Here is a 14,270-nt window from a genome sequence, read left to right as displayed (position 1 = left end):
TGCCTTGTTACTCGCGCACAAAGCGTCCGTCGCGCACCACCATGAAATAGGCGGCGCGTCCGTTGTCGCCCGTGGCGTTGAAGCGGATTTTCTGCTGCAGGCCATCAAACGGGCCATGGGTCAGCAGAGCCTGCTTCAGGCCCATGCCATCGGTGCGCCGCATATGCGCCTGCAACGCAGCGGCGGCCATGTCATAAGACAGGATGCTGATGTACTCAGGCTCCCGGTTGAAGCGCTCGTGATAGGTGGCAATGAACGACTGGTAGGCAACCGAGGTATCGTCGCGGAAGACGTTTTGCACAATGCGCAGCCCTTCCACCGCCTTGCCTCCTTGCTGGATGAGGTGCGTCGTTGCCGCCCACGCCGAAGCAATCAGGGGCACATCGGCATTGAGCTTGCGGGTCTGCTGAGCGAGGCGGCCAGCATCTGATGCATTGGCAATCAGCACCAGCGCTGCAGGTTTTGGTGCCAGCAGCTTTTGCAGCACGCCCTCCAGACTGGAGTCGGCCGAATCGAAGTATTCATGGGCCAGCACTTTGCCGCCCAGTGCCTCATACGCGCTGCGGAATTCAGTGAACCAGCTGTCAGTAAAGGCGCGGTTGTTCAGATTGATGACAACCGACACCGTCTGGATGCCTGCATCGAAGTAGTGCCGGGCGTAGTTGCTGCCGTTTTCGCTGGTCGTCCAGTTGCCGCGAAACAGTTGGTCGTCGCGCCCGCTCAAATGCAGGGCCGATGCGACCGGAGCCATGACCACGATGCCGGCGGCGTCCAGAGGCGGAAAGGCCGCCTCCACCGTCACGGTGCTCACAGGGCCCACCACCACCAGTGGCCGCGCGGCGGCCAGTTCGCGGGCTGCCTGCTCGGCCGACTCTCGCGTGTCGCCAGCATCCCGCACCAGCACTTCCACCTCGGCGCCTTTGAGCAGGCCTTTGGTTTTGTATTCGTCGATGGCGATCAACACCCCGTTGCGCATAGCAATGCCGATGTCCGTGGAGCGCCCTGTCATCTCGCCCAGAATGCCGATGCGCACCGGTGCGGGTGTGGAGCTATTCCATAACACCAACCCGCCTGCTGTCAGAGCGGCAACCACAGCACCGACAGCCACCCATGCGATGGCTTTGACCCCCGACTTCATGCGATTCCTTTTTGATGCACTTGCAGCCATTCGAGGAACTGCTCCTCGCTCATCGGGCGGCCGTAGTGATAGCCCTGCGCCTCGGCGCAGCCCAGCGCCGTCACCAGGCGGCCCACGGTTTCGTTCTCGACCCCTTCGGCCAAGATGGTCAAGTCCAACTCACGGCCCAGCGCAATGATGGTGCGGGCAATGCGCGAGCCTTTGTCATCGCGTTCGAGCGACTGCACAAAGCTGCGGTCGATCTTGAGGCGATCGGCCGGCAGGCGCTCCAGGTACGACAGCGACGAGTACCCGGTGCCAAAGTCATCGATGGCCACGGTCGAACCCATTTCGCGCAAGCGGGTGAGGATGTCAATCACAGGCTCCAGCCCCCCTACGGCGACGGACTCGGTGATCTCGATCTCCAGCGCCGATGCTTCGCTTTGCGTTTGCCGCAGTGCCTCCTGCACCACCGCCAAAAAGCCCGTCTGCCGCAGCTGCACGGGCGACACATTCACCGCCATGTGCATGTTCGGGAAACCTGCCGCACGAAAGCGCTGCAAGGCCAGCAACGCGATCTGCAGCAACCAGCTGCCCATGCCCACAATCAGGCCCGACTGCTCTGCCACCGGGATGAAGCGGTCGGGCGGCACCAGGGAACCATCGTCGCGCCGCCAGCGCAGCAGGGCCTCGGCCCCCACCACGCGGCCCGTGGCCAGTTCCACCTGGGGCTGGTAGGTCAGGAACAACTGAGACTCATCTAACGCCATGCGCAGGTCGCGCAGCAAGTGCGAGCGTTCGCGCTCCTGCAGGTCAATGTCTTGCGAGAACTCCACCGCGCTGCCCAACCCCTGGCTCTTGGCGCGCTTGAGCGCCACAAAAGCGTCCTTGATGTATTCAATCCCGGAGGCGTTGGGGGTCCCCAGCCGCACAATCCCCAGACAGGCCGACACAGGCTGACGCGCCTCATGAATCACAAAGGGGGTGGCAAAGCAGGCCTGCACGGAATCGCGATGCACTGCATCGCAAGAGCCCACCACGGCAAACGAATCCCCCGACAGTCGGGCAATGTACGTGTCGGGCGGCAGACCTTCACGCAGGCGCTGGGCCACTTTACGGAGCAGAGCGTCGCCGTGGTCATGGCCCAGCACGTCGTTCACGGCAGCAAACTGGTCCAGGTCCAGCACCACCAGGCACTGGCCCTTTTCACGCCCGGCCTGGATGCGCTCATTGAGCTCGCACACCAGGGCCGTGCGGTTGGGCAAGGACAGTTGGCGGTCTACAAACGCATCGCGGCGCAGCTCAGACACCAGATCGATGTTCTTGGCGCACAGCGCAATGTTGGTGCAAAAAATCTGCAGCAGTTCCTCATCCACCTGCCGAATCGGGGTGGCAGAAGCGATGTAAGCGGCAAACCCTTCGTCTTCTGACTTGCGGAAGTACAGGGTGATGCTGCGCGGCAGGATGACGCTGCGGCGGCTTTCCAGCGACTGCATCAGCGGGCCTATGATGGCGGGGTTGTCAATATCCTGCAGGCGTTGCTGAATGAGGTCACGAAAATCGCCCGCCGCCGCAATCACCCGGAAATCGCCGGGCAGGTGGGGGCTGGTGGATTCTTCCGAGGCCGCGCAGACCACACCCTCCGGGGCCACGCCGATCAGGCTGGCAATCTGCGTGATGACGCCTTCGGCAAACGTGCGCAGGCCCTTTTCGGCACTGAACTGGTTGCTGGCAGAGACGATTTTTTCCAGCCCCCGCCGGTTGGCGTCCAGCCGCAGCAACTGGTCGTACGAACGAATGGCAGCCGTAAGGGTGGTGAACAGCTTGTTCTGCGTGAGCTCGCTCTTGGTCTTGTAGTCGTTGATGTCGTAGCGTGCAATCGTGTCTGCTTCCGGCGCATGGCCGGGCTGGCCGGTGCGCAGAATGATGCGCGTGTTCAGCATCTTGAGCTGCTCACGGATCACGCCCACGGTGCGCAGGCCAGCGTCATCGCTTTCCATCACCACATCGAGCAGGATGACGGCGATGTCCCCCTCGCGCTGCAGCAGCTCCAGCGCCTCGCAGGCACGAATGCGCGTGCAGCAACTCCAGCGGCCGCCCCAGGATCAGCAGGTGCGCCAGCGCGAAACGGGTGGCCTCGTGCACATCCTGGTCGTCATCCACCACCAACACGCGCCAGGGCTGCAAATTTGCGGCATCCCCCGTGCCATCTTCGCTGTCGTCCAGGAATACCAAATCATCGTGCGATGCCACCATGCGAGTACCTCGCCCTCAGCTTGTTACTAACTGCATCTTAGACGTGAATTCTGACGCTGCGCTTAGCCTCCTCTGCAGTACCGTAGCAATCAATAGTGGATATGCGGCGCGCTGCCCGCTCTGGCTGGCGCAGGGGCTGAAGCGGGCAGAGGGCGGCGGGGGCGCGGCACCACGCTCAGTTGCATGGTGTCGAGCACCGGGGTGGGCTGCACCTGCAGATTCTTGCGGGGCAAGTCCACCAGTTGCTCGGCGTGCCACACGCGCAGCTGGGCCGCGCCGTCGGGCACCGCGGTGAAGCGGGCAATGCCGTCGGCATCGGTTTTGAGCGTCCAGGCCGAATCGGTCACAAACACATGGCCGCGCATGGAGCCGTGCAGGTGGCAGCCCAGCAGCAGCACGCCAGGCTGGCGCACGGTGGTCTCGGCTGCCTGGGCGGCCTGCCCGTCTTGCTTGCCCGCCAACCGCATCTCAAAGCCTTCATTGCCCCCTGCCCCGCCCGTGGCTGCGGGGCCCACCGGCGTGCCGCGCACATGGTGGTCCCAGCGGTCCTGGTTGGTAAAACGCAGCGTGGTGCCCGGCGCCACCACTGTGAGCGCGGGCACAAAGCGCATGCGTTCTTGTTCGATGGTGGGGCTGGCTTGCAGCAGGCTGGGCGCTGTGGCCGCGTTGGCTGCGCTGGGGTACAGCACCACCACGGCCTCGGGCACGGGCTTTCCGTCACGGCCTAGCACCTGAATTTGAACATTTCCGGCGCTAGCGCTTATGGAATAAGCGCAACCAGCTATCAATAATGTAGCAACAATGGATTGCATGGTCAGCGCACGGTGATGATGTCGCGGTGCATGGGGGCCAGCAGCGCCAGCAGGCGGTTTTGCTGCGTAAACGCAATGCCCTGGGCCGCCATGGCCGCCTGCAGCACTTCCACCAGCGCGTTGAAATGCGCTTTGGTGATGTCCATGTCAGCGTGGGCAGACTTCATGTCACCGCCTTCGTACTGGCAAGGGCCACCGCTGAGTTGGCAAATCTGGTCAGTCAGGCTTTCCTTGAGGGCCTGGAGCTTCGCGTCCTTGAAGTGGCTGCCGATGCGCGGGTCTTTCACAGCGCGGTTCACAAAATCATCGACCAGGCGCGTGATGCCAGGCTTTTCGCCCAGCGCCTGGTACAGGCCTGCGGGCGCGGTGGATGAAGGGGTCGGGGCTGTTTGGGCGGCGGCGGGCAGGGCCAGCAGGCAGGCTGCGGCCACGGCCCATGCGCAGAGTTGGGTGGTCATGGTGGAGCTCCAGAAGGTGAAAACCGGCTCGGTCAGAACGCGACCTGGGCCGAGAGGTAGTAACCGGTTTGGCGCCGGTCCCGGGTCACGCCCGGCACGATGCGGCCCAGGTCCACCCACGCCAGCGTGAGCGAGACATTTTTGCTGGGCGCCCAGGCAACGAAAACATCCTTCCAGTCGTCCTCGCGCAGGGCAGCCCCCAGGCCGGCTGCCGCACCCAAGGCCTGCAGGTTGTTGGGCTTGAAGCGGTACTCGGCCCCCACGGCAAGGTTGTGCCGCAGCAGGTAGGCGATCGAAAACTCGGGCTGCAGGCTGCGGCGGTTCTTGCCAGGCGCGGCCGAGCCAAAGCCCAGCAACCCGTTTTGGTTGGCATTGGTGTAGCGCAGGGTGGTGTTGAGCAGCAGGCTCTTGTCCAGCAGCAGCTTGGTAGCGCTCAGGTACAGATCGGTGCCGCTCGTCTTGGTACCCAGAAAATCCAGCACCGACTGCAGTGATCCGGGGCGCACCTGTTTGTGCTCCAGCCCCAGCGCCACCTGTGGCACCCGGGTGTCGGCATCCAGAATGGCATCGCCCAGCAGTTTCACTTTCAGGCCCAGCACGTCCATCTTGATGTGCTGGCCGGGCGCCACGCCAAAAGGCGCGATGCCGTTGAGGGCGAAGGCCGGGGCCGCATCAAAATCCTGCCGCGCCAGTGACAGCTCCACCCTGTCCTGCCAACCGATAGCTGCTCCGTAGCTGGAAAGTGCGTAGTCGTGCGTGCCAGCGCGGGTGCCATAGGCGCTGAAGCCCAGTTCACCCTCCGTGGCCTGGGTTCCAATCACCGCCCAGGGGGTGATACCGCCCCCGGCGCTGCCGGTGATGGAGCTGACGCCCCCGGTCAACACCAGCTTGCCAGTGTCGGCGTGGGCCGCGCCGCAGGCCAGGAAGGCCGCCAGGGCGGCGCACTGTGCAATCGGTCGTAAGGGTGAGGTCATCGGGGTATCTCCTCCAAAGGTTGTGTATTTGTCAGTACCAGATGTGCTGACCCTTACCTAGTACGCGCCGCCCAGCCTGCTGGATTCACGCATCCCCATTTTTTTCACAGCATGCGCTGGATGAGTGCACCCTTGAACAGCACAGGGCCGGTGGGACCCCCTTCGCTGGGCACGCCACCCTTGGGTTCCAGACTGATGGCCAGGGTGGGAACCTGCTTCACCTCTTGTTCGGCTGCCGTGAGGGTGAGCAGCTTGTCCTGCCCCAAAACCCCCAGCGAACGCGGCCCGCCCGCAGGCGGCAAGGCCCACAGTTGCAGGGATTTGTCATCCCCCTCCTGGAAGCCGCCCACGCGCTGCAGCACGAGCTTCTGGTTCTTGGGGTCAAAGGTGACGAGCATCGAGGCCGCGGCCTGGTCATCGGCCAGCACGGCCACATACTGGATCTGGGGTGTGGCTTGCAACTGCTGCTGCAGCGCCGCTATTTGGGCGCTAGTGGCAGCCTGTAGCCCCCCGTGCGCCTGCCACCCCACCAGCACGGCGGCCACGGTGGCCAGCGCACCCGCTGCCGCCGCGCCGCGCCACCAACGCAGGCTGCGCCACCAGCCTGACGCGCTCGCAGCCTGGGCACGGGCCAGCTCCATGCGGTGCTGGGCTTGGTCCGCTTGCACCAGGTTCTGGATGCGCAGCCACACGGCCGGGTCAGGCGTGGTGCCGGGCTGCAATTCAGCCAGACCCGACCAATGCGTTTGCCACACCAGTGCAGCGGCCCGCACGGCGGCATGTTCGCGGGCCAGTGTTTCAAAACGCCGGCGGGCACCACCGCGCAGTGTGCCCAGGGCGTAGCTGGCAGCCAGGCGCTGTAGCAGTTCAGGGTGTTGGGTGATGTTCATGGCGTGTGGGCCCTCATGCGTACCGGGCCATGCATTGGCGCAACTGCTCCAGCCCGCGCCGTATCCAGGTCTTGACGGTGCCCAGGGGCAGCTGGAGCTGCTCGGCCAGCTCGCCATGGCTTTGGTCGCGCAGATAGGCCAGGCTCACCACCTCACGCTGCTTGGCTTCCAGCCGCGTCAGGCACTGGTGCAGGGCAAAAGCCTGCTGGCTGGCGTCATTCACGTCCATGGGGTTGGGGCTGTCGCCTTCCAGGGTGTCGGCCAGCAACTCGTCAAGCTCGTCCGTCACGCCTGCGCGGTCGGCCGTGCGTTTGCGCAGGGCGTCCAGGGCCCGGCTGCGCACGATGAGCCCCATCCAGGCCAGGGGCGGGCTCAGCGAGGCGCGGTAACTGCCCGCACCGCGCCAGATGGAGACAAACGCCTCCTGCAGCACATCTTCAGCCGCGTCCCGCTCCCGGACGATGCGCAGCGCCAGGCCATACAGCTTCGACGAGGTGCGGTCGTACAAGGCTTTGAGGGCCTTGTCGTTCTGCATGGCTACGCGGTCGAGGAGTTCCATGAGTTCGCGGTCTGGGTCGAGGGTGCTCATGCACCGATTGTGTGGGATGCCTGCGGGTTGCGCACAAGGTTGGAAATACCCTGGGGCTTTCAACGCCGCGCAACGTTTGTCAACACAAATACGCAGCCGCGGGCGCGGCAGATTCAAACCCATGCAAACCGATGGTTTCAGGCCATTTCAAAAAAATCTGAAAACTTTTTGAATCCAGTGTGGCGATGGCTCCGTACAGAGGAATGACGGGTGCCCCTACCGCCTTTGCTGCGGCGCAAAGCACCCTCTGGTTTTCAACCCGCAACCAAGGAAGCACCATGCCTACGATCCGCACCTCTTTGACCACCCTGGCCCTGTTGGGCGCTGCCGCTGCCCTCACGGCCTGCGGCTCGATGAGCTCGCCAGCCGCTCCAGCCTTCAACCAAAGCAGCCTGCCCGCCACTGTGCAGGTGCCTGCCGGCCAGCGCATCGCCATGGAAACCGTGGGCGCGGGCGACATCACCTACGAATGCCGCGCCAAAAAAGACATGCCCAGCGCCTTTGAATGGGTGTTTGTGGGCCCCGATGCGAAGCTGATGGACCGCTCGGGCAAGGTGGTGGGCCGCTACTACGGCCCACCAGCCACCTGGGAGAGCAACGACGGCTCCAAGGTCACTGCCACGCAACTGGCGGTGGCGCCCGCCAGCGCGGGCAACATTCCGCTGCAACTGGTCAAGGCCAACCCTGCCACGGGCATGGGCGCGATGCAGGGCGTGACCTATATCCAGCGCGTGGCCACCCAGGGCGGCGTGGCACCTGCCGCGGCCTGCACTGCGGCCAACGCAGGGCAAAAACAGGTGGTGAAGTACCAGGCCGACTACATCATCTGGAAGGCTGCTTCCTGAAAGCGGGCTAGCGCACGCCCTGCCAAAACACAAAGCCCCGCATTTGCGGGGCTTTGTTCACCGGGGCGCCATCAGCACAGCGGGGTTACAGCGTGGGGATGGTGCCCGGCAACAGTACAGAGCGGTCCACGTTGTTGATGTTGGTGTGGCCGCAGAAAGCCATGGTGATGTCCAGCTCCTTCTGGATGATCTGCAAGGCGCGGGTCACGCCCGCCTCGCCAAACGCACCCAGGCCATAAAGAAAGCTGCGTCCAATCAGCGTGCCTTGCGCGCCCAAAGCACGGGCTTTGAACACATCTTGCCCGCTGCGAATGCCGCCATCCATCCACACCTCGATGTTCTTACCCACCGCTTCGGCAATGTGAGGCAATGCAGCAATGGAGGAAGGCGCCCCATCGAGCTGGCGACCACCGTGGTTGCTCACGATCAGTGCATCGGCACCGCTGTTGACGGCCAGGCGCGCGTCTTCGGCGTCCATGATGCCTTTCAAGATCAGCTTGCCGCCCCAGCGCTTTTTGATCCACTCCACATCGCCCCAGTTGAGCTGCGGGTCGAACTGCTCCGCCGTCCACGACGACAGCGATGACAAATCGCCCACCCCTTTGGCATGGCCCACGATGTTGCCGAAGCTGCGGCGCTTGGTGCCCAGCATGCCCAGGCACCAGCGCGGCTTGGTGGCCAGGTTGATGAGGTTGGCGATGGTGGGCTTGGGCGGGGCCGAGAGGCCGTTCTTGATGTCCTTGTGGCGCTGACCCAGGATCTGCAAATCCAGCGTGAGCTGCAGCGCCGAGCAGTTGGCGGCCTTGGCGCGGTCGATGAGGCGGTTGATGAAGTCGCGGTCGCGCATCACGTACACCTGGAACCAGAAGGGGTGGCGGCCCGTGTGCTCGGCAATGTCCTCAATGGAGCAAATGCTCATGGTGGACAGCGTGAACGGAATGCCAAACGCCTTGGCGGCGCGCGCACCCAGAATTTCTCCATCGGCGTGCTGCATGCCTGTCAGGCCCGTGGGCGCAATCGCCACCGGCATGGCCACGTCCTGCCCCACCATGGTGGTGCGGGTGGTACGGCCTTCCATGTTCACCGCCACGCGCTGGCGCAGCTTGATGCGCTGGAAGTCGCTTTCGTTGGCGCGGTAGGTGCCCTCGGTGTACGAACCCGAGTCTGCATAGTCGTAGAACATGCGCGGCACGCGGCGCTGGGCAATGACACGCAGGTCTTCGATACAGGTGATTTTGGACAGGTCTGGCACGCTCTCGCTCCGTTCTTGAAATACAGCGCTGCATGGTAGGCCCTGGCAAAACGCCAGACCATCAAAATTATTTGCGCGGGCTTGCAACAAATTTCCATTCCGTGCCGTGGCACGCTGCTCGGCCCATTGCGGGCGAAGCGCATGGCCAGCCATCCTCGCCGCCAACCGGGTGCGAAAGGAACGTCATGCGCTGCGCGCACCCGTTCAGGGCCTCAGGCCAGTTCGTCCTTCTGCACCACCAGACTGGGCGGCGTTGCGGGGCCTTGATACTGGCGGATCTGGTTGCGCCCGGCCTGCTTGGCGGCATACATCGCAGCGTCGGCATGGCGCGTGAGTTCGTCCAGATTCTGGCCATGCTGTGGGTACAGGCTGATGCCCCCGCTGAGCCCCAGCGACAGGGTCACGCCCTGCAGCACAAATGGCTCCACGCACTGCTGCATGAGTTTGCGCGCCACCACGCCTGCCTGCTCGGCGCCGCCAATGGCTGGCAGCAGCAAAACGAACTCGTCCCCGCCCTGGCGGCACACCGTGTCGGTCTGCCGCACCACGGCCTGCAGGCGGCGTGACCACTGCACCAGCAGCTGGTCGCCCACGTCGTGGCCCATGGCGTCGTTGACCTGCTTGAAACCATCGAGGTCGAGGTAAATCACCGCCACGCACTTGCCTTCGCGCTGGGCCTGGGCAATGGCTTGCTGGGCGCGGTCTTGCAGCAACACGCGGTTGGGCAGATCAGTCAGCACGTCGTAATGGGCCAGCCGCGCCATACGCGCCTGCATGGCCACAGCCTGGGTCACATCGCGCAGCACGGCCACTGCGCCCGTCACATGGCCATGGCGATCGGCAATCGGGCTGGCTGAAAGTTCCACATCAAACCGCTGGTGGGTGGTGCGATGGGAGATCGCACCGCGCGTGGGCGGCAAGGCACGGTCGTCCCGCATGGCAGCGCGCAGCGGGCTCTTGAGATCAGCGCCCACCTCCGATGGAACCAGCCGAATCACTTCATCCACATCGCAGCCGGCGGCGTCGAAGCCCTGCCAGCCTGTAAGCCGCTGAGCCACCGGGTTCAGGTAAGTGACTTGCCCCTGCGCGTCGCAGCACACCACGGCATCGCCAATGGACTGCAGGGTCAGGCGCATCAGCTCTTTTTCTTCAAAGAGCAGGTCTTCCATGCGCTTGCGCTCGCTGATGTCGGTGGCCTGGATGAACAGGCCCAGCACCTTGTCGCCATCGCGCTCGGGGGTGTACGACACGATGATGTGCCGCCGTATGCCCTGAGCATCCGTCAGCCGGGTCTCAAAAACCTGCACCTCGCCCTCCAGAGCCTTGGCCAGCAGCAACTCGGTTTGCTGGAAGCGCTCGGGCCCCAGCAGATCGCGCATGTGCATTCCGTGCAGCTTTTCGAGCGGCACGCCAAACCAGGTCTCGTGGGCCTGGTTGCCAAAGCGGTTGTAGAGGTTCACATCCCACGAGCCGACCAGCGAAGGGATGCTGTGCAAGATATTGCTCAAGTCGCGCTCGGCGCGCTGCAGTTGCGCACTCACCGCCTGGCGGCGATGCAACTCGCGGTTGAAAAGCACCGCCAGCGCCATGCACGCCAGCATGAGCGCGAAGGTGAACAGCCCCAGCCCCCAAGCCGAGCGGTTCCACTTCTTGAAAATGGTGGCCTTGGCCTGGGCCAAGTTCAGGATCAGCGGAAAGCGCCCCACGTGCTTGAAGGAATACGAGCGCTCCACCCCATCCAGCGCCGCACGCCCCACAAAGCTGCCTTCTTTCTCCTGCTGAAAGCGGATCATGTTGGGCGTGCCCGCAATGCTCTTGCCCACGTCCGCGTCACCATAGGGAAAGCGCGAAACGATGACACCATCGTTACGAAACAGATTGACGCCGCTGCTCTCGCCCAGATCCACCGAGGCAAACAGCTCGTTGAAGTAGCTCAGCCGCACCGCGCCCAGCACAATGCCGCCAAACTCGCCCTGGGGTGTGCGAAAGCCGCGCGCCAGGGGCAGCGACATGACCCCGGTAATGCGGGAGGGCACCGGCCGGCCCACAAACAGGCCCTCATGCCCCCGCTCCTTGAACGCCAGGAAATAATCCCGGTCGGCAACGTTGGCCTTGCGAGGCTCCTGCGAGCCAGAATCCAGAATCACATCGCCCTGGGCATTGATCACCACCACATTGCCCAATGCATGCAGGCGCACCACGCTTTCAAAGCGAACGACTTCCCGCAGGCGATCGCGCATATGGGCTGAAGAGGACAACTCGCCAGCGCTCTCAATCCCCTCCACCACCGTGATCAAAGACTGGTCCACCGAATCCAGCGTCCACTCCAGCGAATGCGCCAGCGTGCCCACCAGGTTGGCATTGGCTTTGAGTGCGTAGGTCCACTCGTCGTTGCGCAACGTCCACAGAGCACGCACTGACAAGGCGCCGATCCCGAGGGACAGCAGCAAGGCCATCCAGAGAAACCGCTGAGACAGAAGGGAACGGACGGCAGACATGCGTGGCTATTGATCGAAGCCGGCTCCACGGGCCCGCGCACTGCCCACAGAACGACGGCCAGGCCCCACACTGGGCCGTGAAGCGGCTGCTAAGGTGACGTCGCGGTGGATTTCAGCGCCGCTGTGGCGTGAAATGCGCGGGGGAATAAGCATGTATGGACAACATATGCATAGAGTTGCACACCATTGTAGTGATCGCCACAACGGCATCAGGGGCAATGACCGACGGGTCACCTGCCTCATCGGGGCTTCGAGGCGGTGCCGGGGACGGCCCCCGGCGCCACCCCGGCACCGCGCACTTCAAAACGCACCGTGTCCAGCACCTCCCCCTGGGCGTTTACCAGTTCCAGCGTGTGCCGGCCCGGCCAGGGCAGCCACTCCAGCACAGCCCCCCGCCCCAGGGGCTTGCCGTCCATGCGCCATGCCAGGCGGGGGGCTGCAAGGTCGGCGGCCTGCAGCCGCAAGCGCTGGGACTGGGGCGGAATGTCCGGGTCCAGCGCGATGACCGTGCCGTGAACCGGCATCAGGATACGCGCAGGCCCCAGGTCAGCCTGGGGTTCTGCGGGTTTTGAACGTTTTTGGCCTCCAGCGCTTACTGATAAAGCGCCATCAGCTACGTTATTGATAGCAAACACAGACTGCTGCGTGCCTGGCACAAACCACTCGGTGCGCGCAGCCTCCAGCGGGAGTGAGGCCGTGGCGCTGTCGCCATCGCCCCCCGCAGGCCCAAACCGCACAGGCCACTGCACCAGCCCCTGCGGCGGGCGCGGCGGGCGGCTGGGCTCGCGCGCATGTAGAAAGCCCATCACGGTAGCCCATACGGGCGCGGCCCCGCTGGTGCCGCTCACATCGTGCATCGCAGCGCCGCTGGCATTGCCCACCCACACGCCCACGGTGTAGCGTTCGGACCAGCCCACCGCCCAGTTGTCACGCATGTCTTTGCTGGTGCCTGTTTTCACGGCCGACCAGAAGCGGGTGGCCAGCACGCTGTCGGTGCCGAAGGTGCGGGCGCGGGCGTTGCCGTCTGAAAGGATGTCGCCCACGATGAAGGCAGCGCGCGCATCCAGCGCCTGGGTGAACGCCGGGCGCGCTCGCGTCGGCAACACCACCACCGGGCTGAAGCGCCCGCCGTTGGCCAGCGAACGAAAGGCATTGGTCAGGTGCAGCAAGGGCACCTCGGCACTGCCCAGGGCCAGGCTATAGCCAAAGTAATCGCCGTTTTCGCGCAACGGCAGGCCCAGCGCCCCCAGTTGGCGGTGGAAGGCATCGGGCGTCACCATCACCAGCGTGCGCACGGCCGGCACATTGAGCGACGCGGCCAGCGCCGTGCGCACCGACACCCAGCCCTTGAACTGGCGGTCGTAGTTCTGCGGGATGTACAGGCCACTGGACGTGGCGATCTGGGCCGACGAGTCATCCACCAGCGAAGCCGCCGTGAGCCGCTGCTCGGCAATCGCCTGCGCGTACAGAAACGGCTTGAGCGTTGAGCCTGGCTGGCGCGCGGCCAGCACGCCATCGACCTCACTGGCCTGACTCAATGCGCCTGACGACCCCACCCACGCCAGCACAGCCCCCGTGGCGTTGTCCAGCACCAGCACCGCGCCGTCTTCCACATTCCGCCCGCGCAGTTCACGCAGGTGCTGCTGCAGGGTTTGGGTGGCAAAGCGCTGCAAGGGTGCGCGCAACGTGGTGCGCAGCTGCGGGGTGCCATTGCTGGCGGCGGATGGGGCGGCTGGTGACGCTGCCGCCGCCTCTGCCTGCTGGCGCAAGGCATAGCGCGCAAAGTGCGGCGCTGCGCCTTCGGTGGCATCAAACGCGCGCCGCTGCACGGCGGCGGTGGTGAACAGCTCCAGCGCATCGCAATCGACTGCGGCTTTTGGCGGCTGCATGGCCCGCAACACGCCGCAGGCACGCTGCGCCACCAGGGCCGGCTTGGCGTTGGGGGCGCGCACCAGGGCGGCGGCCACGGCTGCCTCGCGGTCTTGCAAGCCATGGGCTGCCTTGCCAAACAGAGTGCGGCTCAGCGCATCAATACCCACCACCTCGCCGCGAAACGGCACGAGGTTCAGGTACGCCTCCAGGATCTGGTCTTTGCGCCAGCGCCGGTCCAGCACCTGTGCGGCCAACGTCTGCCCAATTTTTTGCACCACCGAGCGCCCGCCCGGCCCTTGGCGCCAGTCACCGTCGAGCAGCCCCGCAAGTTGCATGGTGATGGTGCTGGCACCCCGCGTGCGCTGGTTCCAGAGGTTGCCCCAGGCAGCGGCTGAGGCAGCGCGCCAATCCACCCCGCTGTGCTCGTAAAAGCGCTTGTCCTCACTCAGCACCAGCGCCATGCGCAGCGCAGGCGACACATCGGCCAGCGGCACCCACTGGCCGCGGCGCACCGTGGCGTCAGTGCGCAGGCGCTGCACCACCTCCCCTTCACGCGAGAGGATGAGCGTGTCAGACGGGCGAAAGTCGGCGCGCACCTCCTCGTAGCTGGGCAGGGCGTGGGCAGCCATGGCCGTTGTACCGGCAAGCAGCACCACAGCGCATTGCCGCCAGGCGCTGCGTGGCGGCGGGGCGTGAAGCAAGGCGTT

General features: G+C 64.7%; 13 protein-coding genes. 1 reads left to right on the top strand and 12 read right to left on the bottom strand.

The genetic code is table 11. The features are described 5' to 3' along the window. Nucleotides 1-7: 7 nt before the first annotated feature. The 9 genes from BDD18_RS12680 to BDD18_RS12645 form a co-directional block, all read right to left on the bottom strand. On the bottom strand, nt 8-1,138 hold the full coding sequence (locus BDD18_RS12680) for an ABC transporter substrate-binding protein (RefSeq protein WP_170207406.1): 1,131 nt from the start codon (nt 1,136-1,138) through the stop codon (nt 8-10). Beyond that, entirely contained in the window at nt 1,135-3,117 is a 1,983-nt protein-coding gene (locus tag BDD18_RS12675) for an EAL domain-containing protein (RefSeq protein ID WP_211360754.1), read from the bottom strand. Before BDD18_RS12675 ends, BDD18_RS12680 begins: the two co-directional genes overlap by 4 nt. Continuing rightward, nucleotides 3,104-3,373, bottom strand: a complete 270-nt coding sequence (locus tag BDD18_RS22280; RefSeq protein ID WP_211360753.1) for a hypothetical protein — start codon at nt 3,371-3,373, stop codon at nt 3,104-3,106. The genes BDD18_RS12675 and BDD18_RS22280 overlap by 14 nt, the downstream gene beginning before the upstream one ends. 89 nt (nt 3,374-3,462) lie before the next feature. Then, nucleotides 3,463-4,080, bottom strand: coding sequence for a cupredoxin domain-containing protein (locus tag BDD18_RS12670; protein WP_244939080.1), 618 nt, complete (start codon nt 4,078-4,080; stop codon nt 3,463-3,465). A gap of 107 nt (nt 4,081-4,187) precedes the next feature. After that, nucleotides 4,188-4,643: a group I truncated hemoglobin gene (locus BDD18_RS12665; RefSeq protein WP_142083552.1), complete on the bottom strand. Its 456-nt coding sequence runs from the start codon at nt 4,641-4,643 to the stop codon at nt 4,188-4,190. 32 nt (nt 4,644-4,675) lie between these two features. After that, nucleotides 4,676-5,617 carry a DUF3034 family protein gene (locus BDD18_RS12660; RefSeq protein ID WP_142083550.1) on the bottom strand — a complete coding sequence of 314 codons (942 nt, stop codon included), beginning with the start codon at nt 5,615-5,617 and terminating at the stop codon, nt 4,676-4,678. Between the two features lie 104 nt (nt 5,618-5,721). Further along, nucleotides 5,722-6,507 (bottom strand): anti-sigma factor, encoded by a 786-nt coding sequence (locus tag BDD18_RS12655; protein WP_142083548.1) that lies wholly within the window; start codon nt 6,505-6,507, stop codon nt 5,722-5,724. Nucleotides 6,508-6,520: 13 nt separating this feature from the next. After that, a complete protein-coding gene (locus BDD18_RS12650) occupies nt 6,521-7,096 on the bottom strand; it encodes a sigma-70 family RNA polymerase sigma factor (protein ID WP_142083547.1) in 576 nt (191 codons plus the stop codon). Nucleotides 7,097-7,175: 79 nt separating this feature from the next. Further along, nucleotides 7,176-7,376, bottom strand: coding sequence for a hypothetical protein (locus BDD18_RS12645; RefSeq protein ID WP_142083545.1), 201 nt, complete (start codon nt 7,374-7,376; stop codon nt 7,176-7,178). Between BDD18_RS12645 and BDD18_RS12640 the strand changes: the two genes are divergently transcribed. Continuing rightward, nucleotides 7,375-7,941, top strand: coding sequence for a DUF3455 domain-containing protein (locus tag BDD18_RS12640; protein ID WP_142083543.1), 567 nt, complete (start codon nt 7,375-7,377; stop codon nt 7,939-7,941). The genes BDD18_RS12645 and BDD18_RS12640 overlap by 2 nt on opposite strands. Before the next feature lie 85 nt (nt 7,942-8,026). On the opposite strand, the gene BDD18_RS12635 is transcribed toward BDD18_RS12640, so the two are convergent. The 3 genes from BDD18_RS12635 to pbpC all read right to left on the bottom strand — a co-directional run bounded on the left by BDD18_RS12635 (nt 8,027) and on the right by pbpC (nt 14,192). Further along, the gene (locus BDD18_RS12635) at nt 8,027-9,193 is read right to left on the bottom strand and encodes an alpha-hydroxy acid oxidase (protein WP_142083542.1); all 1,167 of its coding nucleotides are present in this window, start codon (nt 9,191-9,193) and stop codon (nt 8,027-8,029) included. Nucleotides 9,194-9,405: 212 nt separating this feature from the next. Beyond that, entirely contained in the window at nt 9,406-11,691 is a 2,286-nt protein-coding gene (locus BDD18_RS12630) for a bifunctional diguanylate cyclase/phosphodiesterase (protein WP_142083540.1), read from the bottom strand. Between the two features lie 239 nt (nt 11,692-11,930). Beyond that, nucleotides 11,931-14,192 carry a penicillin-binding protein 1C gene (gene pbpC, locus BDD18_RS12625; RefSeq protein ID WP_142083539.1) on the bottom strand — a complete coding sequence of 754 codons (2,262 nt, stop codon included), beginning with the start codon at nt 14,190-14,192 and terminating at the stop codon, nt 11,931-11,933. Nucleotides 14,193-14,270 lie beyond the last annotated feature (78 nt).

The sequence above is a fragment of the Acidovorax temperans genome, from assembly GCF_006716905.1.
GTDB classification, from domain to species: Bacteria; Pseudomonadota; Gammaproteobacteria; order Burkholderiales; family Burkholderiaceae_C; genus Acidovorax; species Acidovorax temperans.
Note: the sequence above shows the minus strand (reverse complement) of the source record. Positions and strands in the feature narration are given on the sequence as shown.